A 20,843-nucleotide genomic window follows, 5' to 3' on the forward strand; every position below is an offset into this window, starting at 1 on the left:
GAGCCAATCAAGCAACCGTGTTGGCCATCAGGCAAGCCGCAGCCGCCGCGTTAATGCAACGCGGATGCCGGCGAGATTGAGCGCTATTCCGGCAAGCGCGTAGGCGACGATGCCGGTAATGATCGGCGCTCCGAGGTCAAACAACGCATTGCCGGTCGGATGCCTCCCGACGATAACGGTAGGCACGGCCATCGTTGTGGTTGCGAGGCTCACCTTCAGGATCGGCCTGAGCTCGAATGGCAGGCGGTGGGCCCGATAGGAGAGGAAATAGCCTGCAATCGCGCCGCCGATTTCGGCAATCAACAGCGCGAAAGCCGCGCCGACCAGTTGGAACCGCGGCACGAGAGCACACATGCCGGCAACGTTGATCGCCAGGATGATTATACCCTGGACACCCATCAGCCCCGGCTTCTTTGCCAACTGGAAGCTGACGTGAACGAACTGATAGGAGATCGATCGAAATAGCCAGGCAAAGACGAGGATCGGCATCAGCACTGCGGCCGCGTCGCGAAATTCTGGGCCAAGGATCAAGGACGCGAAACCCGGAGCCACTAGCGCCAGCCCGACGACCATCGGCATCAGGACGGCAAGCAGCATCTCGGCTGTTTCGGTCAGATGCCGGTTGGTCGCCTCGCGGCCGTCCTGCGTCAACAGCCGGATCGCCACCGGGATTGTCGCAGATCCGATCGCAACACCTGGAAACAGGATGATCTGCCGCACAAGATCGGCAGCAGCACCATAAACGCCGGCGGCGGTCTCGCCCATATAGGTAACGATGATTATGCGGTCGAGCACGGTATGAAGGACGAAGACGAAGGACGACACCGTCATCGGAACCCCGAAGCGCAACATTTCCTTCAGAAGGTCGGCATCGAAGGGATGGCGCGGTCGACGCCAGACGCCGGGTGCGTAGACAAGGAGTGTCACGAGGTAGGAGCAGGCAACACTGATGAGCAGACCCTGCCCTCCCATGCCAAACAGCATTACCAGGCCCGCCGAGAAGACCACCGTCAACACCGCGCGCAGGATGACGGACCACATGTAGGCGCCCGTCTGCTGGCGTGATCTGAAGATCTCCTGGACAAATTCGAAGAGCCCAACCATGAATGCGACGAACACAGCCGGTACGACATATCTCGACGAATTTTCGGTGATCAGCCACGTCGCGGCAACGACGAGCGGGCTGACCAACACAAGTCCCACATAGGCATAGAGCGCGGTCGTGCGGACATCCTTGTCGCCGCCTTCGGATTCGAAGCGAAGCACCGAGAATTTTATCCAGCCAAAGAGAAGCGTGGAGATAACACCCGCAACACCTGTCCCCACGACATAGATCCCGTATTCATGAGGGCTGAGCATGCGCGTGAAAAGCACAACCGAAACGAAGCCGAAGGCTGCGGATATGGCATTCGCAATCATGTAGGTCGATATCTGGCGAAACATCATTCAGCTGCGCGCGTGAACTCGTCGATCACTTTCATCAACGCCTTCGGTCGGCACCCTGCATCAAGCGGCAGCGGACGGTTCGGCTTGCCGTCAGAACGCTTGAACCACATCGGGACCCATGTATAGCGATCCGTGATCCCCCAGGTGAGGATGGCGCCTGGTCGCACAGCCTCCCCGATTGCCGCGAGGAAATCGCCTGCGCGCTGGGCAACGATCTGGTCGCGCTCATACTCCGAAGCCGGCAGCTTGTCATCGATCACGTCGAGCTCAGTGACAAGAACCTCGAGCTGCATTCCCTTCAGTTCCTCGACGAATCTTGACAGGCCTTCCTTGTCGATCTCCATGTCTCCCGGCAAATGTCCTTGTATGCCGACCCCATGAAGCGGAACATCGCGATCCCTCAGACTGCGCAGCAGATCAAGCATTGCCTTGCGGCGGTCACGGCATTGAGATGTCGGGTTCTCGATATTGTAGTCGTTGACGACGAGCTGGGCGGAGGGATCGACGTCGGCAGCGGTTCTAAGGGCTATTTCGATATAGCGTGCGCCGAGACGTTCCTGCCAGATTGAATCGCGAATGACCGCACCACGTATCGGCGTCTCGGCAATCGCCTCGTTGACGACGTCCCAGCTTTGGATCCGTCCCCGATAGCGTCCGACAACCGTCGTGATGTGATGAACGAGCTCACGTTCGGCTTCGGCGGCACTGGAAATCGACTTCGTCCAGTCCGGCATGGCACCATACCATGCGAGGGTATGCCCCCGCATCTGCATCCCGTGCCGGTCAGCGAAGTCGATCAGGCGATCGGGCTGGTCGAATACGAACTGTTCCTGGCTCGGACGCAAATCGAACCATTTCAGGCCGCCCTCGCCGACCACGAGCTGGCAGTGATCGACAATCGCGTCCCTGTAGTCAAATTCCGCATCGAGAAGATCCGTGCGCACCGCAGCGCCGTAGGGAATGCCCCCTCTTGAGAACGCCGCTCGCGCAGCGGTGTCATTTCGAACAAGGCCGTCAAAAGCACCTGCTGACGCCAAACCGGCCCCAAGGGCACCGAGAACGAAATCCCGCCGGCGCATGCAACAACATCCTTCGATTTGTCTGCAAATGAGACAGGGTTCAGCCGAGCGCACGAGCCAAGCCTTCAGAGTCCGGCTTTTATCGAACACCGGTATCGCGCGCACGCGGCAAATGAAATCGCCATTAATGGATAGTTAAGGAAAATCAGGTCTTTTGACCATAAGTCGCGCTTTTCGCGCCGTGTCAGTCAGATCTCGCCGCCATGTACGAAGCCGCCCCCAGACATCAGACTCCGGTCATTAGCACGCGTGGCTGGGCAACGGGCCGGGAGCGGGGTGTCGCGCAGGCGCGCCCAGGCTTGACGTTGGTCGAGCAGGCTCCCCCGCAAACCCGTCTCGCAGTCGTTCAGGAGCTCCTTCAGTTCGATCTGACACGTATCCTCACCTGGCTGCGAAGGGGCATCTTTCTCATCCTTGCTTTTGCGTTCCTTGGGACGATCGCCGGGTACGCTGCCGTTTTCGTGGTTAAACCCCGCTTTACGGCCGGCATCGACCTCTTGGTAGACCCATCAAACTTGCGCGTGGTTGCCGACGACATATTTTCAGAAAGCATGCAGCGGGATACCCAGCTCCTGGATGTCGAAAGCAAATTGCGTGTCCTGACGTCGGGCAACGTGTTGAACCGCGTCATCCGTGACCTGAAACTTACTTCGGATCCGGAGTTCGTTTCCCCTGCATCGACGGATCCCGGCGCCGACGCGCTTCGCACTCTCGCCAAGCGCGTCACTGCCCGTCGCGACGAACGATCGTTCATCGTCAACATAACGGTGTGGACGCAAGATCCGGCAAAGTCCGTTACAATCACCAACGCAATCGCCTCCTCGTTCCAGGAGGAACTCGCCAAGGCGGAGTCGGAAGGGGCCGGACGGGCAGCCAGTTCGCTGTTTGCACGCCTCGGCGATTTGAAAGCAGAGGTCGCCAAGGCGGAGGCCGCCGTCGAAATGTTCAAGCGTGAACAGGGCCTGCAATCGAGCTCCGGCGAACTGGTCAGCACCCTGATGTCGAACCAGACGAACACCCAACTCATCGATGCAAAGGCGCGCCTTATCCAGGCACAATCTCGCTACAACGAACTGGTATCGACCAATCCAAAGAACCGGCTTAACGCGTCGGCACTGCAATCGGAAACGATGACGATGCTGCGGACCCAGTATTCGACTTTGCGCCAACGGGTAACGTCGCAATCGGCCGTTCTTGGACCAAGGCACCCGATGATCGTCACCCTCCAACCCCAGCTTCGCGCGCTGGAGGGCCAGATCGATGCAGAGACTGCGCGGATCGTGCAGTCGGCGAAAGCAGAGCTTGACCAGGCGAAGTCGGCTCTGGACGCGCTCAATGCGCAAGCCAACCAGATGAAAACATCCGTCTTCCAGGATACGGCCGCACAAATTCATCTCCGGGAACTCGAGCGGGAGGCCCGCGCCAAGGCAACGGTCTACGAGGCTTTCATGGCGAGGGCAGGCGAAGCAGCCGAGCGCCAGCAGATCGATACGACCAACGTACGGATCGTGTCCCCCGCAGTGGTGCCGACAGCGCGAAGCTTTCCGCCGCGCGGCTACGTGCTTGCCGGTGCGGGCGGAATTCTCGGGTTCGGTCTGGGGCTTTTCGCAGCACTCCTCTCCGGTTTTTGGCGGGACTACCGCCGGCTGAGCGAAGGCCAGCACAAGACCCATGGCTAAGGTGGAGAGTTCCAGGATGAGCCGAGACGGCGTCGGCTTCGCGGCCTTCCTGTTTCTACTTGTCCTCGGCTACTTCTGGATCGGCCTCAATCCATTTCCCGACCCGAACACTACCAGCCTCTCGAGGCCCTATGGCGCAAGCTCGAATGTTTTTAACCAATTGATCGTGGTCGCCATGTCGGGCGTTGTCCTGATCAAGGTTCTGCGAAATCCGGCACGCCACCTGTTGCTACGCCCTCACGGCCTGCTGGCCTGCCTGCTCATCTGGTTGCTGTTTACCGGCCTCTTTGCCGGTGACCCGGCGGCAGCCTACCGCAGGATCGTCTTTGCGATATTGGTGTGCCTGTGCGCCAATGCCGTGCTCCTCATTCCCCGCGACGGCCGCCAGTTTGCAACACTGATGTCAGTGGGCCTGGCCTTCGCGATCGGGCTCTCGTATTTCGGCGTCATAGCCTTGCCCCACCTTGCGATCCACCAAGCAACCGACGCACTCGAGCAATCGCTTGCAGGCGACTGGCGCGGCCATTTCGGCCACAAGAATGTCGCTGCAGCCGCCATGGTCTACGCCGTCTTCTTCGGTCTCTATGCAAGGCGGACCGGACACACCCGGCTTGGCCTGCTCATGGCCGCTTCCGCAGCCTTCTTCGTGCTCCAGGCCGGCGGAAAGACTTCTGCGGCAATGCTGCCGGGAATTCTGCTACTTGCCTGGATATTCGAGCGCTGGCCGAAGGCCGGCGCCGTCATGCTGGTTTCCGGCCTTGTCGGCTTGAACCTTGTCTTGCTGACCGCGGCGGTATCGACATCCTTCAGCAGTCTTCTCGCCTCTGCAGGCGTCGATCCGACATTTACGGATCGTAGCTCGATCTGGCGTCTGGCGCTCTCTGCAATCGCGGCGCGCCCCGTCGTTGGCTATGGTTTCCAGTCGTTCTGGCAGACCGAAGCCTTGTTCAATAGCGGCCAGGCGATGACGACATGGGCCGTGACCGCGGCCAATTCTCACAACGGCTATGTCGAGCAGTTGATCAACGGAGGAATACCGGCTCTGGCGATGGTGTTTGTCTGGCTTGTCATCCTGCCGATCGGATACGCGAAACGCGCTTTGAAGGGCCGAAATGACCCAGCAATGACCCGCCTCTTCCTCCGGATCTGGTTGTTTTCTCTCTTTCTCGCCTGCCTCGAGAGCCCCTTTTTCGGCAATAGCGGACCGATCTGGTTTACGATGCTTGTTGCCGTTTTCGGCCTGCGCCTGCAGGCAAATGCCGGTCTCGTCAGTGATGCAGCGGCGGCCCCGGCGCTTCCCGCTAATGGTGCCGCACTCCCGACGGAGCGACCTCGACAAGGCCTGTTAACCTCATGATCAGGCAGCAATTGTAGATTATCCCTCAGCCGGCTAGAGCTTCGCCGTCGTACGGGAAAAACCGCCCGCCCGGCTAACTGGACGGTCTTCGATGCGATCGAGGTATGGAACATGCAGGAAAGCAAGATCGCCGTAGAGGCAGTGGTTTGCATCCCGACGTTTCGACGATCCGCGTGGCTTGCGCGGACGCTGCAATCTGTCTGTGCCCAGGAAACCGACTTTGCCTTCGCCGTCGTCGTCGTTGACAACGACGCGCCGAACCCGGTCGGCGCGCGCTATGCCCGGGAATTCCTTGCCAGCAGGAGCTTCCCATCGCTGGTGTTGACGGAGGAGCGACAGGGCAACTGTCATGCCATCAACCGGGCGTTCGGCGAAGCCATGGATGCCTTTCCCGACGCCGAGTTTCTGCTTATGATCGACGACGACGAGATCGCCTTGCCCGGTTGGCTTGCCGCGATGGTCGGCACGGCCCAGCGCGAGAAGGCCGATATCGTCGGGGGACCCGTCGTGCGGCAGTTCGAGGTGCCCGTGACCGCCGCTGTCACACGGCATCTTCTTTTCGGCTCGATCGAGGGCACGACGCGCCCGATTGACCAGATCCACGGTTCGGGCAATTGCCTCATTCGCCGGCATGTATTTAAAGGTCTCGCCTCGCCGCTGTTTGATGTTCGCTTCAATTTTCTCGGCGGCGGAGACATGGAGTTTTTCACGAGGTGCCGGCGGGCCGGTTACCAAAGCTGGTGGTGTGCCGAGGCGGTGATCCGCGAATTCGTTCCCGAGGAACGTGTCTCAGCCCGCTTCCTGATGACGCGATCCTTGCGCACGGGCAGCATCAATTATGTGATCGATCGGATGCATAGCGGATCAGCCAGAAGGATAATAGCAAAGAACGCCCTCAGTCTTGGAGCGGGCGTGATGCGCTCTCTGGCGCTGCTCGTCAAAACCCGGCGCCTGCTGCCGGCAAGCCACCCGCTGCTGGTATCTGTAGGTCGAACGCTCGCGAGCCTCGGGTTCCTTCCAACGCCTTATCGGGCCAGCAACTAGCCTGCGGTGCCAAGCGCGACTTCGCGGATAACCTCGATCGGCGTGCGCGTATGAGACTGGACAGCAATGGTGGTCTGATCCGGCGCCATCTTCCGGATAAGCGCCGACAGGCCGGCCTTGTCGAGCGCCGGTCCTTCCCAGTATGTCAGACATCGGCCTTGCGAAGTACGTTCGTGGCGGCTGGCCAGCTCTTCATCGTTTGCGACGGCAACACCGTAAAGCAGGTACTCCGAAAAGTGCCTGACGCGTGAGAGCGCCTGCCACCAAGGGAGTCCGCTCGCTGCCTCTACCCGTTTCGTCATGATGTCGACGGTTCGCCGCTCCCAGAGCACCATCTGGCTGATGAAATCGTCACCTGGCAGGGACGGTTCAGTTAGCCCCAGTAGCTTATGGGCATTCTCCCACCAGCGGACATGGTTAGGTCGCGATGAATTGACATCGCCGCGCGCCACGAAATGGGCAACCTTGGGCTCCATTGCCATCGCACCGACGTCGAGGGGTCTGCAGAAACAATTGTCAGAATCGATGCACATGACCCGATCGCTCTGTTGTGCGAGGGTCATGGCGATCTTGCGCAACTGTTGCAAATGCCAGCCATAAATCGGCAGGCGCATATATGGGGCCCACCAGTAGTGCCGGCCACGCCATTTCGGAAGCGACCAGAGAGGCGGCAGGAGGCTGGAGGAAACCACGACATGGCGCTTTTCGTCCACGAAGCCGGCGAAGACGTCGGCATCCTCGTCGCCAACGACGATGTAATGAACATCATGACCGGTGACATAGCGATCGATCGAGTCACACAACAGCCGGCACCTCTCGCGATCACCACGATAGCTCGGCGTGATGAGCGATATCGAATGCTTCATGATCGCACGTCCCTTCCCTCAGTGGCCGCGTTTGGCAATGGTGCGCAGCATGGCATAGATGGCGACCGGATTACTGGTGAGGTAGCGCACGGCCAGCCGTCGGGGTTCGAGGATCATGCGATAGAGCCATTCCAGGCCGAGCGTCTGCATCCACTGGGGCGCACGGCTTTTGCTCCCGGCCAGAAAGTCGAAGAGACCGCCTGCCGTCTTGATCAGGCCGACATTGTGCAGTCGTTCGATGTTGCGGACCACGAACTGTTGCTCAAGCGGAACTCCAAAGCCGATCCACAGAATGTCGGGTGCGGCTGCGTTGATTGCATCGATGACTGCGTCTTCTTCGGCGCGATCAAAATAGCCGTTGCGCCGTCCGGCAAACCGGAGCCCGGGGTAGGCACTTGTCAGGTTTTCGACCGCGCGCGCATTTACCTCTTCGGTCGCGCCAAGAAAATAGAAACTGACGCCCGTCTTTACTGCGCGCGCCGCAACAGCGTGGACGAGGTCGGTGGTCGCGACGCGTTCCGGAAGCGGTTGGGTCGAGGACAGCCTGGAGAAGAGGACAACCGACATTCCATCGGCGTGGATTTGGTCGGCCTGGCGGGCAAGCGAGCGAAATTCGGCATCCTGTTCGCAAAGCGCGATCACCTGCCCGTTTGCCGACGTCGAATAGAACGGGCGTCCGCCCGTACCGCGCCGTTCAAGTGCCAGCCTTATGAAGGCGTCCGCGCTATCGTCCATTCCCGCCCGTACGATGGGAAGAGTACCGAGCCGATTTGTTGGCCAATCCACCATCGAGTAACTGAGAGGCGCCGACGCACCGCCATGCCTAGCCATTCACTCACCTTCGAAAACCGGCAACGGTCAAGAACAAGGCTTTCAATTAGCCCTTTTAGCGAGCAACCGCTGTAAAACCTCTCGCTATAGTTAACCCCCGCTATCGGTGAAGAGGCTGCCGCCACAGACATGTTTTCAAAGTCGAAATCGTAAGTCCGCCTTTACGAAAAAGGAGTATTCAAAGCCTTCGATCGTTGACCTCAGAAAGCCCGAAATGTCCAAGCGTCGCTACCTTGCACTCGTCTCTGACGCTGTTCAGACCTGCGGCGTCGAGGAATTTGCCCGCCAGACAGCGTCGAGATTGGGAAACCGGGGCCGGACCCATCGTCTCGACGGCAAGATCCGGACGTTCATGTCAGCCCTTGATGACGCCGACGCGGCTATTCTCAATTTCCCGGTGGTGGCGTGGAAAAGGAAACTCGCGGAGCCTTTTTCCGTCGCGTTGGCAACCCGCCTTCGGCGGAAGGACCTTGTCGTCGTCCTGCATGAATGGGACGCGCTTGATTGGAAGCGCAGGCTGGTATTGGTCCCAGTCTTGCTTCTTGCTACCCATATCCTGTTTTCAGCGCCCGAAGTTGGAGATGAGTTTTCAAAAAGCCCCCTGTCGGCCCATGCAACTCGTCAGCGCGCCGTTATTCCGATTCCACCAAACCTCATTCTTCCGACCTCACTGCGATCGGGTTCGGTTGCCCAGGCGCTCGAAAATCAGCGCAAGGCGGGTCGCCTCATTCTCGGGCAATTCGGTTCGATCTACCCGAGGAAACAGTCGACAGCGGTCCTCGAGGTTGCCGCGCACCTTCTGGCGCTCGGCCATGACGTTTGCGTCGTCTTTGTCGGCTCATTCATCCGCGGCCTCGACCATGTTGAGCGCGATTTCTATGCCCTTGCCGACAGGCTCGGCATTGCTGACCGTGTCATGGTCACCGGTTACGTAGAGGACGCCGAAGATATCTATGGCATCCTCAACCACGTCGATGTATTTTGCTACCTGTTTTCGGAAGGGCTGACGGCTCGCCGGGCAAGCGTGCTTGCAGCAAGCTTCTCGGGAAAGCCGATCGTCGTCAATGCGCCGCGACAGCGAAGCGCGTTTGCTCACCATAGTTTGTTTCGCAAACTGATCGATCTCGGAGCGGTCCGGCTGGTACCAACCGAAGCAGGTGTGGGTACAGTGGCCGAGGCGGTGTCGAAGGCGGCTCGCGGTGGCCTCGCGTCACTCGATGCGACTGCAGAGATTGGCGCACTGTGGGGATCGGTGATCGACACGCTCGATGCGGACGCCACCGCGCGTTGACTGTAGCGTCTTAGATTCCTTGTTCGATTTTGCCTCTGGCTGCTGGCGCGGCACGCGCACCGGAAGGACTGGTGCCTGCCTCGGCAGTTCCGAAACGTGTCAAGCTGGTGTTGACGTAAGGTGAACATTTTCCATCATCTTCGGAGCATGTCATCGCAAGTCAATGATCTACATATATTCATGAGCGAGAGGCTGATCTGAATAAATACCCCTCTAGCCCGAGCGTACGATGTTTCCCGCCAACGCGGTTTTAATACACGGGACCGGTCACCCTCTGGCCATCACGACGACCTCCGTCGTTCTCGCGGACAGAAGGACGTCGACATTGGCAAGGCTATTCAGTTTGCGCTGGAGGACGTCATCCGCTCGGAGCTTGCTGTCGAATTCGATCAGCGTCACGTGGCTAACGATATTGGCAAGGTCGATCGCAGCCTCTACTCCGGAGTTTCCTCCGCCGATCACTGCACCGCGCTTTCCCTTGAACAGCGCGCCGTCACAATGGGGGCAGTAGGCACCCCCCTCGATACAGATCTTCGCCAGGAACCTCCATCTGACGCCAGCGGGCGCCAGTCGAGATGATCACCTCGACTGGAGCGTCGCGCCATTTGCAAACTCGACTGAAACATAATCCTCACCTGGAACGAGCCTTTCTGCCCGCGGCAGGTTCATGACGTCGACGTGGTAGTCGCGAACATGCGCCTCGGGAGCACCAGCAAATTGCGGCCCTTCCGTATGGCGTACGGAGATGAAGTTCTCGATCGCCATTGTATCGAGGAGCTGTCCTCCAGACCGCTCGGCAGCCAGCCACGTCCGTTCCCCTTGCGGGATGCATAGATGGCGGCAGCTGCGCCAGCCGGCCCAACGCCGAAAACCAGAACATCGTAGGGCGCCCGCTCGTTGAGAACAGCGGCCCTGCTGGAAAGCCTGCGTTTTGAAGGGTTTAACGAGGGTGCTTAAAACGGACATTTAAGAGCTACTGTAAATTTGGTGCAAAGCAAAGCCGCTTTCGCGGCGCACCGTGCACAGGCAGATCCCAGGATTGAACTGGAAAAAATGTAATTCTCTTATCGTCAGGGCATATCAATGTGGATCGGGGAAATCCGTGCCGTATCCAGATTTCCCTGATCGGTTTCTGGTCTGGGCGACAGTATCGTTGTTGCGTGTTGGTGTATTCGAGCGCCCACTTCTCTTTCTTTAGCGTTGCTGTCCAGCAAAAAGGGCGCCCATTGGGGCGCCCGGTCGACTTCATTCGGCGTTGCGGATCGTCAGCGCCGGGTTGTGAGCGAAGAAGTTATGGGGCTCGATGTGGATGGTCTTCCACTCTGTCGACATCACCGGCCAGTCTTCCATGCGGGGGATGTGATGGAAGCCGGCGGTAAACCAGGTCACGACGTCCTTGCCCATCAGCGGCTTGTTGGCCTTCACCCATTCCGGGAGCGTATCGGAGCCGTCACTCTGCATGGCGAACTTGCCGCCCGCATATTGCTGGTCCGCATTGTAGACGGTGTTCCATACCGAATATTCGATATAGGCGTTGCGCTTCATTGGCGGGTCCTTGGCGAAGTCGAAGGGACCGTAGGCCACATCGCCGTGATGAACCATCCAGCCTGGCTCCTGGCCGAGATAACCTTCACGGGACGGATCCGATATCATGAAGTAGCGCGGCTTTGTGGCAGACAGCTGGTAGCGGGCTTCCAGTTCTGTCTTCGGCATTGTGTGCTGCACTTCCCACATCGACCGGCGCGGGTTCTTCGGGTCAACCCTGGAAGGAACGATGTCCATGGTGCCGAAATGGTTCTCCGGTTGATCCACATCGAAATCGATACGGAAGTTGAAGTAATGGTCGTGGTTGGCGGCCACAAGGTTAGGCGCGATCAGTGTGCCGTGAGCGGTGTCGGCAGCAGCGGTCGGGTCGTTCATCGAGGTCGATGCAACACCCTTGACCGCATCGAGGCCGGTTGCGCCGACCATGATACGAACCTGGCCGTCCTGTTGCAGGCGGTAATCCATCAGGTAGTCGTAGTTGCCGACTTCGGACGCGGTGCGCACCACGAGTTCGGTGGCCGGACGGCCTTCGGCTGGAAGCGGCTTTTCGGGCGTCTGGGCAAAGACTTCGAAGTGACGCCAGGCCGGGTCGCCGATAGAGCGCTCGAAGACGCAGATTGCGTTAGGGATCGTCAGCGGGTTGCCCTTGTCGTCGGCTATCGTCGCCGGCAGGAAGGTAGCATAGTCAGGGCAGTCGACGCCGGCGCGCAATGGGCTCAGGAACAGGCCGAACCCGTATTCCCCACTATCCATGTAGGTGCGCCAGTACCAACCCTCGGTCGGGTCCATGTAGGGTACGAAGACCTCCGACAGGTGGGATTGATAGATGACCGAGCGCCACTTGTCGCCGTCCTTGACGTCGAGGTTGGAGAGAACCAGGCCCGGGCGCTTGTCGACGCGGAAGTTGAAGCGCCACAGGTCCCATTCGAGATGACTGCCTGATATCTTGTAATTCGGGCCACCTTCCTGGGAGAGCTTGGCCATGTTCATCTTCGGTCGCAGCGGCTCACGCGCTTCGACTTCCTTCTCGGTGTAGCCCCAATTGTCCTTTGGACCTTCGATCACACCGATATCGATGACCTTCTCAACCTTCTTCTTGCCGATATCGTAGACGGCAAACAGGCCTTCGATCGGCTTCGCGTAGTAGTTGGATCCGTCGGGAACCCTGTAGCAGGGTACCTTCATCAGTCGGGAATTCTTGTATTCCTCGGTAAAAAAGTTTCCGGCCGTCAGCGGCAGGCAAAAGGCCTGCTCAGGTGTCAGGCCTCGCTTTTTCAGGCCTGCCACCATGTCCGGGTTCTGCAGCGCGCCCTGCAGCGCGTCCATGAATTCGGTGAAGAGTACCATTGGCTGGCCATTGGCCGGCGCCGTGCTTTCGACCTTGCCGGTGGTGATGTTGACGACGGCTTCCTTGAAGCCATCAGGGCTCGTCAGATGCACGCGCGCCTCACGGTCCAGCGGCCTGTCGCCATCCTTCCAGGAGATCACATCGGCCTTGGCCGGTTCCTTGAGCTCGATCAGCGGGTAGAGCGTATTCTCATCAACTACTTTCGCATCGCGCAGGATACTATTGATTTTTCGATATTCTTCTGCAGTCAGGCCATCCAGTGGGTGGGCGAAAACAGTGGATGCAGAAAGGGCCAGAGTCAGGCCGGCGGCTGCTATATAGGTTGTTCGTTTCATATCTCTCTCCCTCTTGATCTGATGATTGGGCGGCAACCTGCCTGCCCTCATTGTTCCTGCTTGCGCTGCAAAAGCAGGACTGTCACATTCCGCTTCGCGAGACGACCCGCCTCGCCAAAGCTCAGCTGAAGACCACCTGGATGTCCGTGTATTCGAGCAGGCCTTCCTCGCCGAACTCCACACCGAGGCCCGAAGACTTGACGCCACCGAACGGGACATTGGGCTGGATAGCGCCATGCTTGTTGATCCACACCGAACCGCAAGCCATGCGGCTCGCCACGGCCTTTGCAGCGGCGATATCAGATGACCAGACGGACCCACCAAGGCCGTTCGCGCTGTCATTGGCGAGAGTTATCGCCTCCTCGACGTCGTGGTAACGGATGACCGGCAGGGCCGGGCCAAACTGCTCCTCGTAGACAAGCGGATCGCCGTTCGTCAGGCCAGATACGATTGTCGGGGGATAGAACAGGCCCTCGCCCGGAGCGCCGCCAAGCAGGACCTTGCCGCGCGTCGTAGCGTCGGCGACAAGACGTGACACCTTGTCGAACTGCATGCTGTTCTGCACCGGACCAAGCACGCTCGTCTCCTCCATCCCATTGCCGACCGGAATGGTGCGGGCATAGTCTACCAGAGCTTCGCAGACCGCGTCATGGATGCTGTCGTGTACATAGAGCCGCTTGAGGGCGGCGCAGGTCTGGCCGTTGTTGATGAAGGCACCCCAGAACAGGCCCTCGGCGATGGCCTTGGGATCTGCGTCGGGCAGCACAATGCCAGCGTCATTTCCCCCGAGCTCGAGGGTAAGGCGCTTGATGTTGCCTGCGGCAGATTGCATGACCTTCTGACCGGTCGCACTGGAGCCAGTGAAGACGATCTTGTTGATCCTCGGATGGGCCGCCATTGCCGCGCCTAGATTGAAGCTCTTGTCATCGCTCGTCACGACATTGAGGACGCCAGGGGGCAGCACCTCATTGACAATTTCCACCAGCCTTAGCGTCGACAGCGGTGTCAGCGGGGATGGCTTGATGACCACGGTATTGCCGGTGCGAAGGGCCGGCATGACATGCCAGATTGCGATCATGACCGGAAAATTCCATGGCGTGATCGAGCCGACGACGCCGATCGGCTTGCGATGCAATTCGACGCGACCCTCGCTATTGTCCTGCAGGACCTTGACCTGAACCGAGAGAGCCGTCGTGTATCCGGCCCAAGCGATAGCTCCTCCGATTTCCCACCGCGATCCGAGGCCGTTCAAGGGCTTGCCCTGCTCGCGCGTGATGATGTTGGCCAGCTCATTGGCATGCTCCTCGATGCGCGAGGTGACGGCCGCGCAAATGCGCTGCAGGTCCTCGTCACTTCGCGCCGACCACGCCGGGAATGCGGCGCGCGCGGCCTCGACGGCCCTGTCGAGCTCGGCGCCGCCCATGTTCGGTGCGCGTCCAGCCAGTTCGCCCGTTGCCGGATCGAGAACTGCGAAATCTGCCTCGCCCGTAACTGGCGTTCCGTCGATGGTTGCAGAATAGAACGTCATGATCAGCCTCCTCCGCTGAGATCCGGTTGATCCCGGATATGGAAGGATCCTAGGCCAGAACTGGTCCTGAGACTTGGACGGAAGCGTCCCGTCCGTTGGACAAAAGCGTCAATGACACCGCGCTACAGCGCCAGGCGTAGTGTCGTATTTCTTGCGGAACTCCCGGTAGAAGTAGGAAAGATCGTTGAAGCCGGAATCGTAGGCGATGGCGGCGATGCCGTCGCTTGTCTGGTCGGCAGCCCGCGCGGCAAGCCGGCCATGGGCTACCTCGAGACGGCGCTTGAGAAGGCGTTGCCCAGGCGTTTCACCAATTGGCCGGAAGTGGCGTTGCAGCATGCGCTCGGAGACGTTGAGCCGGCTCGCCAGTTCGCTCGGTCCAAACGCCGGTTCGGGGCCATAGCGATCGATCAGAGCCAATGCGCGCGACAACAGTGTCTCGGGCGCGCGATTGGGGACCAAGCCCCGGCTCGACTGCAGATAGGCACCCATCAAACAAAGGAAGGCCTCACCAAGCTGCTGCTGCGCGCCCGACGCGTCTAGCATCTTGGTCACAACAGCCCGTATCGCAAGCCAAAGCGGATCAGAACGGCTGATTGGTACGCCGCCGGCGCAGGTATCGCCGAAGCGATGCACCATTTCGTCGCGCGGCAAATGGATCGAGACCTGGCTGGAGCGAGCGCCACCGTAAAGAAAGCGCGATGGCTTGACGGAATCCACCAGGAACATGTCACCAGGCATGAGATCGGCCGTACAACCGTTCTGCTCGACGCGGCATTGTCCGCTGTCCTGGATCAGCAGAAAGAAATGCTCGCCGGGATCCTGCCGGATCGCCTTGGCACCCCGCTCAACATGGCTGCTGGCATCGAGGCCGACAATGGCTGTGTCGAAGAGACCGATCCGCCGCGTCGCAACGTCGCCGGCAACGACGCCGGTTCCTCGCATCGGCTCAAGATCGAAAGCTCCGCAGACCTTTCGAATTTCAGCCTGCAGAATTTCCACCGGCACCGGCATATGGATTGGCGTGACAAGTGACTGCATCGTCCCTCCCGTGGCTTTGCAGATTGGCTTTTTGCTTAGATGTTATCGAATTGGCCCGATGTTGTGATACATCGAAGACATCGCCTCGGTGACAGGAACGGCCGCGTCGGCGCGATCAGTGCATCATGCGCCGCCATCACCAACGTTGACTTGCGCATTGCATCACGTCTGAACGTTTGCGGCATCCTTCCAACCCTCCCCGAAGCGGTTGAGCGCTCCATTCACCGACCGTTCGGTCATTTATTAGCATGAGATGTGTCACGCATCAACATTATTGCTTCGATCTTTTGTGACATTTAAGGTGACAGCCGTGCCGGGTCGATCCGCGGAAGGCGAAATAGCGGCCGGACATACGAGCATAATTAGATCTACAACCGGACGCCCGCGAGACCTCCCGTTGTAAGCCTCCCCGACCCGCTCCGACGAAATTCTTCCGCAGCGAGGAGCTTGATCTTGCCCGCCTCCCGAGCACGATTTAGCTCATCGCTCTGGCGGCAACGTCTATCGGCTAGCCAGATCCGGATGTTCGGAGACGACAGCCACCATGAAGTCCATCACTGCGCGTACCGGATGAGTTTTGTGGAGGTCGCTTTGAACCACGAGCCATATGTCGCGTGCGAAGTATGGCGCACGCTCGTCGATCCAAACGAGATCACGGTCGCGATCCCCGATAAAGCAAGGCAGCCCGGCAACGCCCACCCCGGCCCGCACCGCAATCAGCTGCTCGCTTGAGTAGGTCAATTCGCAAACGACCTGACGTCCGCCGGCAATACCGAGCAACCACGATTGTGCCTGCGTATCGGCAAAAGTCTGGTCCCAGGCTATGAACTCCCAGCGTTCGGGTGTGGCCAGGTGGGCATAGGATCTATGCGCATAGAGGCCAAAGGCCATTGTACCAATCTTCCGCATCACGCTGCCCGTTTCATCTGGCCTGACGAACCGTACAGCGACATCAGCCTCCCGGCGGCTGAGGGAAACCCGCTGTGCTTGCGCGGAAAGTGAGAGCAGGATGTCGGGATACTTCTCCCTGAAGAGCCTCAAACGCTCGGTCAAAAGATGTGTTGCGAGCACTGGCGGCGCGCTGAGCGTGATCCGTCCGAAAAGCGGCTTTCGCCAGACGAGAGATATTATGGACCGACGTCTCCATCTCTACGGCGCGCTCGAACACCTGCCTGCCCAAGCTCGTGAGCCGGCAGGCCCGCGGCAGGCGATCCACCAGCTTCACGTCGAGTGCCGCCTCCAGCGCAGCAAGACGCCGACTTACCGTCGCATGGTCAACTTTCAGGTAGCGAGCAGCGCCAGATAGCGTGCCGCTCTGCGCAACGGCAGGAAATGCCGGACGTCTTCCCAATCCACCATATGTGCAAAATCTCCAGGATCGACCGCACATATACCGAATTTTCGCAGGGAACGCATCGTACTTTCGGCATCTGAGATTCATCAGACGGAGATCGAACACCATGCCTGGACAACGCTTTAAGATCGGCATCGTTGGCGTGCAACCCGGAAGGAGCTGGGCTGCGCGAGCCCACATTCCCGCGTTACGGGCTCTGTCCGAAACCTTCGAGATCGTAGGGATCGCAAATACCAGTGAGGCCAGTGCTCAGGCAGCCGCGACCGAGATGGGACTGTCCAAAGCCTTCGCCGGCGTTGCCGAATTGATCGCAGCACCGGAGGTCGACATCGTCACCGTTGCGGTGAAGGTACCCCCGCATTTCGAGATCCTGAAAGCTGCGATTGAAGCAGGCAAACATGTCTATTGCGAATGGCCACTTGGCAACGGCTTGGCAGAGGCGCGAGAAATGGCTGCACTCGCGGCGGCAAAAGGAGTGCTGGGAGTGGTGGGAACCCAGGCGCGCATTGCACCGGAGATCGAGTATCTGAGACATCTGATCAACGACGGCATTGTCGGCGAGGTTGTGTCGACCACTCTGGTCGCGCGGGGCGGGAGTGCACTGCGCGGCGGTACCATTCCCGACAGGAAACCCTACGGATATTTGCTGGATCGCGCCCACGGTGCAATTTTGCTGACGATCCCCGTTGGGCATACCCTGGCCGCGCTCAGGGATGTGGTCGGCGATGCCGCGGAAATTTCCGCTGTAGTAGCGAGGCGGCGGCCCACGGCCGTCGCAGTCGATACCGGGGAAATACTGCCCGTTTCGGCACCGGACCAGGTGCTGGTGAGCGGAGTTTTGGCCAGCGGCGCAACCATCTCCATCCATTATCGCGGCGGCGCGCCGCTTGATGGCGATGGTTTGTTTTGGGAAATCCGCGGAACGAAAGGCGACATTCGGGTTTCGGGTTCCTCGGGACACGCGCAGATGGTGCAGCTGTCATTGATGGGTGCGCGTGCCGGCGAGACCGCATTCCGAGCGCTGGAGATCCCCGCCTCTTACCGCACTGGTTGGCCTGAGGACGTGGAGAGTGGGAATGTGGCCCGTCTCTACGCCAGAATGGCCCAGGATCTGCTGACCGGCACTCGTACCGCGCCAACCTTCGAGGATGCGGTCGCAGTGCATCGCATTATCCACGCGATCGAGAGGTCAGCCGAAAGCGGGTGTCGCCTCGTCCTAACTGATCGAAAGGGTACGAGGACCACCGTTCTGGCGGGGAAACGACGCACCAGCGCCTGCTGCTGGACGTGACCGATCCGGCAAATCGCCCCTCGGTACCCTCTATAACTCCACTGCCGGTTTTTGGCAGTTGCGTCACTGTTTTGCGTTTCGACTTCGTCGCAGCGATCGTATGCACTCACGCGGCGAGCTGCGGCCGGAAGACCACATCGGCATAGTAATTGGCTGAATCAAAGGTGCTCGTCGGGAAGAGTCCCGCGGTCGCAGATCCTCCATAGGAATACACGCCATTACCACCACTCGCCGCACTCGACAGCGCCGTTAGCGGACCGCTGGTGACGCCGCTTGCAAAAAAGCCATCGGTCGCCACATAGGCCCCTGTGGTGTGGTACGACGCGATGTAGGTGGTGCCGGCTGTGATGGTGACCGGGGTTGCAAAATTCACTGTCTGCCAGCCACTGCCCGTGGTGCCGGCATAGGTGGCGGTGGCTAGCTTGGTGCCCCCCGTGGTCCAAAGGTCAACGACGTTCTGCCCATTGTCGTTCGCGCTTCGGTAAAACCTGATGCCGGTAATGTCACCGGCAACGTTTGCCTGGAATTTGAGGCCGAGCTCGAGTTGCTGGCCATCGTTCAGGTTTGTCTGTGCCGGTGTGCTGGTGGCGCTGAACAGGCTGTAGGTCGAGGGCGCTGTCGCGGTGATGTTGAAGGTCTCGCTGGTGGCAAGGCCGGCAAGGTCGGTCGCCGTCACCTTGATGCCTGACGTGCCGGCTGCCGTCGGCGTACCGCTGAAGGTTCGCGTCGTGGCGTTGAAGCTCAGCCAGGTGGGGAGTGCCGTGCCATCGGCAGATGTTGCCGTGTAGGCGAGCGTGTCGCCGGTATCGACATCGGTGAAGGTGCCGGCCGGCAGCCCGAGCGAAAAGGCGGTGCCGACCGTGGCGTTCTGGGTGGCGGTCTGGGCCGCAAGAACTGGCGCGTCGTCGGCGCCGTGGATGGTAACGGTCAGCGTCGCCGTGGCCGTGGCACCGGCGGTGTCACGCATGGTGTAGCTGAAGACGTCGCTCAGCGTGTTGGTCGACTGCCGCAGCGCCTGCACCGCGGTGTTGGTCTCGTTGATCGTATAGCTATAGGCACCCGACGCATCGAGCACGAGGCTGCCATAGGTGCCGGCAAGCGCCGTGCCGAGCGTGCCTGTCGTCGCCCCGAAGACGATCGTCGTCACCGTCCTGGTGTCGCCGGCATCCGGATCGGTGTCGTTGGTCAAAACGTTGCCGCTCGCAACCGCGCCGCCCGAACCATTGGCAACACCGCCCTTCTCGGTCGCATCGCCGGTATCGGCGACAGCTGTCGGCGTCGTGTTGCCCGGAATCGTGGTGGAGATGTTGAAGGTCTCGCTGATGGAAAGGCCGGCAAGGTCCGTTGCCGTCACCTTGATGCCTGACGTGCCGGTTGCGGTGGGCGTACCGCTGAAGGTCTGCGTCGTGGCATTGAAACTCAGCCAGGTGGGAAGCGCCGTGCCATCGGCAGATGTTGCCACGTAGGCAAGCGTGTCGCCGGTGTCGACATCGGTGAAGGTGCCGGCCGGCAGCCCGAGCGAAAAGGCGGTGTTGACCGTGGCGTTCTGGGTGGCGGTCTGGGCCGCAAGAACTGGCGCGTCGTTGGCGCCGTGGATGGCAATGGTCAGCGACGCCGTGGCGGTGGCACCGGCAGTGTCACGCATGGTGTAGCTGAAGGCGTCGCTCACCGTGTTGGTCGACAGCCGCAGCGCCTGCACCGCGCTATTGTTCTCGTTGATCGTATAGCTATAAGCGCCCGACGCATTGATAAGCAGGCTGCCATAGGTGCCGGCAAGCGCCGTGCCGAGCGTGCCTATCGTCGCCCCGAAGACGATCGCCGTCACCGTCTTGGTGTCGCCGGCATCCGGATCGGTGTCGTTGGTCAAAACGTTGCCGCTCGCAACCACGCCGCCCGAACCATTGGCAACACCGCCCTTCTCGGTCGCATCGCCGGCATCGGCAACCGCGGCCGGCGGAGCATTGTTTGCCGTCCCCGGCCGGAAGACCACATCCGCAAAGTAATTCGATGCCTGGAAGGTGGCATTCGGAAAAATTCCTGCCGATGCGGTTCCGCCATAACGGTAGACACCATTGCCGCCGGCTGCCGCACTCGACAGAGCCGTTAGCGGGCCGCTGGTGACAGCTGCCGTGAAATAGTTTCCGGTCGCCACATAGGCCCCTGTGGTGTGGTACGACGCGATGTAGGTGGTGCCGGCTGTGATGGTGACCGGGGTTGCAAAGTTGACTGTCTGCCAGCCACTGCCCGTGGTGCCGACATAGGTGGCGGTGGCTAGCTTGGTGCCCCCCGTGGTCCAAAGGTCAACGACGTTCTGCCCATTGTCGTTCGCGCTTCGGTAGAATTTCACCGCAGTGATCTGCCCGGCGACGTTTGCCTGGAATTTGACGCCGAGTTCGATCTGCCGATTGTCGTTCAGGTTTGTTTGTGCCGGTGTGCTGGTGGCGCTGAACAGGCTGTAGGTCGAGGGCGCTGCCGCGGTGATGTTGAAGGTCTCGCTGGTGGCAAGGCCGGCAAGGTCGGTCGCCGTCACCTTGATGCCTGACGTGCCGGCTGCCGTCGGCGTACCGCTGAAGGTTCGCGTCGTGGCGTTGAAGCTCAGCCAGGTGGGGAGTGCCGTGCCATCGGCAGATGTTGCCGTGTAGGCGAGCGTGTCGCCGGTGTCGACATCGGTGAAGGTGCCGGCCGGCAGCCCGAGCGAAAAGGCGGTGCCGACCGTGGCGTTCTGGGTGGCGGTCTGGGCCGCAAGAACTGGCGCGTCGTCGGCGCCGTGGATGGTAACGGTCAGCGTCGCCGTGGCCGTGGCACCGGCGA

General features: G+C 60.1%; 15 protein-coding genes and 1 pseudogene. 5 read left to right on the forward strand and 11 right to left on the reverse strand.

Going from position 1 to position 20,843, the window contains the following annotated elements:
- Positions 1–27: 27 nt before the first annotated feature.
- Positions 28–1,443 carry an oligosaccharide flippase family protein gene (locus tag RGCCGE502_RS30190; RefSeq protein WP_016558024.1) on the reverse strand — a complete coding sequence of 472 codons (1,416 nt, stop codon included), beginning with the start codon at positions 1,441–1,443 and terminating at the stop codon, positions 28–30.
- The gene (locus tag RGCCGE502_RS30195; protein ID WP_016558025.1) at positions 1,443–2,525 is read right to left on the reverse strand and encodes an endo-1,4-beta-xylanase; all 1,083 of its coding nucleotides are present in this window, start codon (positions 2,523–2,525) and stop codon (positions 1,443–1,445) included. The genes RGCCGE502_RS30190 and RGCCGE502_RS30195 overlap by 1 nt, the downstream gene beginning before the upstream one ends.
- 203 nt (positions 2,526–2,728) lie before the next feature.
- Between RGCCGE502_RS30195 and RGCCGE502_RS30200 the strand changes: the two genes are divergently transcribed.
- The 3 genes from RGCCGE502_RS30200 (at position 2,729) to RGCCGE502_RS30210 (ending at position 6,605) form a co-directional block, all read left to right on the forward strand.
- On the forward strand, positions 2,729–4,204 hold the full coding sequence (locus RGCCGE502_RS30200; RefSeq protein WP_040675875.1) for a GumC family protein: 1,476 nt from the start codon (positions 2,729–2,731) through the stop codon (positions 4,202–4,204).
- Between the two features lie 16 nt (positions 4,205–4,220).
- Positions 4,221–5,561 carry an O-antigen ligase family protein gene (locus RGCCGE502_RS30205; protein WP_016558027.1) on the forward strand — a complete coding sequence of 447 codons (1,341 nt, stop codon included), beginning with the start codon at positions 4,221–4,223 and terminating at the stop codon, positions 5,559–5,561.
- 111 nt (positions 5,562–5,672) lie between these two features.
- Positions 5,673–6,605, forward strand: coding sequence for a glycosyltransferase family 2 protein (locus RGCCGE502_RS30210; protein ID WP_016558028.1), 933 nt, complete (start codon positions 5,673–5,675; stop codon positions 6,603–6,605).
- On the opposite strand, the gene RGCCGE502_RS30215 is transcribed toward RGCCGE502_RS30210, so the two are convergent.
- Both RGCCGE502_RS30215 and RGCCGE502_RS30220 read right to left on the reverse strand, forming a co-directional pair.
- On the reverse strand, positions 6,602–7,471 hold the full coding sequence (locus tag RGCCGE502_RS30215) for a DUF6492 family protein (protein ID WP_016558029.1): 870 nt from the start codon (positions 7,469–7,471) through the stop codon (positions 6,602–6,604). The two genes, RGCCGE502_RS30210 and RGCCGE502_RS30215, sit on opposite strands and share 4 nt — an antisense overlap.
- Positions 7,472–7,489: 18 nt before the next feature.
- Positions 7,490–8,260, reverse strand: a complete 771-nt coding sequence (locus RGCCGE502_RS30220) for a WecB/TagA/CpsF family glycosyltransferase (protein WP_040675877.1) — start codon at positions 8,258–8,260, stop codon at positions 7,490–7,492.
- Positions 8,261–8,516: 256 nt separating this feature from the next.
- Between RGCCGE502_RS30220 and RGCCGE502_RS30225 the strand changes: the two genes are divergently transcribed.
- Complete coding sequence (locus RGCCGE502_RS30225; protein WP_016558031.1) at positions 8,517–9,593, forward strand: glycosyltransferase; 1,077 nt, start codon at positions 8,517–8,519, stop codon at positions 9,591–9,593.
- A 253-nt stretch (positions 9,594–9,846) separates the two neighbouring features.
- Here RGCCGE502_RS30225 and RGCCGE502_RS35930 read toward each other — a convergent pair.
- From RGCCGE502_RS35930 to RGCCGE502_RS39010, 6 genes and pseudogenes are all read right to left on the reverse strand, one after another.
- Positions 9,847–10,504: pseudogene (locus tag RGCCGE502_RS35930) on the reverse strand (FAD-dependent oxidoreductase); the annotation flags it as partial.
- Positions 10,505–10,838: 334 nt separating this feature from the next.
- Positions 10,839–12,821, reverse strand: a complete 1,983-nt coding sequence (locus tag RGCCGE502_RS30235; RefSeq protein ID WP_016558032.1) for a copper amine oxidase — start codon at positions 12,819–12,821, stop codon at positions 10,839–10,841.
- 121 nt (positions 12,822–12,942) lie between these two features.
- A complete protein-coding gene (locus tag RGCCGE502_RS30240) occupies positions 12,943–14,349 on the reverse strand; it encodes an aldehyde dehydrogenase family protein (protein ID WP_016558033.1) in 1,407 nt (468 codons plus the stop codon).
- 108 nt (positions 14,350–14,457) lie between these two features.
- Entirely contained in the window at positions 14,458–15,387 is a 930-nt protein-coding gene (locus RGCCGE502_RS30245; protein ID WP_016558034.1) for a helix-turn-helix domain-containing protein, read from the reverse strand.
- 501 nt (positions 15,388–15,888) lie between these two features.
- Positions 15,889–16,458: a LysR substrate-binding domain-containing protein gene (locus tag RGCCGE502_RS36905; protein ID WP_081647332.1), complete on the reverse strand. Its 570-nt coding sequence runs from the start codon at positions 16,456–16,458 to the stop codon at positions 15,889–15,891.
- Positions 16,340–16,921 (reverse strand): LysR family transcriptional regulator, encoded by a 582-nt coding sequence (locus RGCCGE502_RS39010; RefSeq protein WP_341875056.1) that lies wholly within the window; start codon positions 16,919–16,921, stop codon positions 16,340–16,342. The genes RGCCGE502_RS36905 and RGCCGE502_RS39010 overlap by 119 nt, the downstream gene beginning before the upstream one ends.
- On the opposite strand from RGCCGE502_RS39010, the gene RGCCGE502_RS30255 reads away from it, so the two are divergent.
- Positions 16,848–18,032: a Gfo/Idh/MocA family protein gene (locus RGCCGE502_RS30255; protein ID WP_016558037.1), complete on the forward strand. Its 1,185-nt coding sequence runs from the start codon at positions 16,848–16,850 to the stop codon at positions 18,030–18,032. The genes RGCCGE502_RS39010 and RGCCGE502_RS30255 overlap by 74 nt on opposite strands.
- Positions 18,033–18,138: 106 nt before the next feature.
- Here RGCCGE502_RS30255 and RGCCGE502_RS30260 read toward each other — a convergent pair.
- Positions 18,139–20,843 (reverse strand): DUF4082 domain-containing protein (locus RGCCGE502_RS30260; protein WP_016558038.1); only part of this gene is annotated, 2,705 nt, incomplete at its 5' end.

The sequence above is a fragment of the Rhizobium grahamii CCGE 502 genome (assembly GCF_000298315.2).
Taxonomy (GTDB): Bacteria; Pseudomonadota; Alphaproteobacteria; order Rhizobiales; family Rhizobiaceae; genus Rhizobium; species Rhizobium grahamii.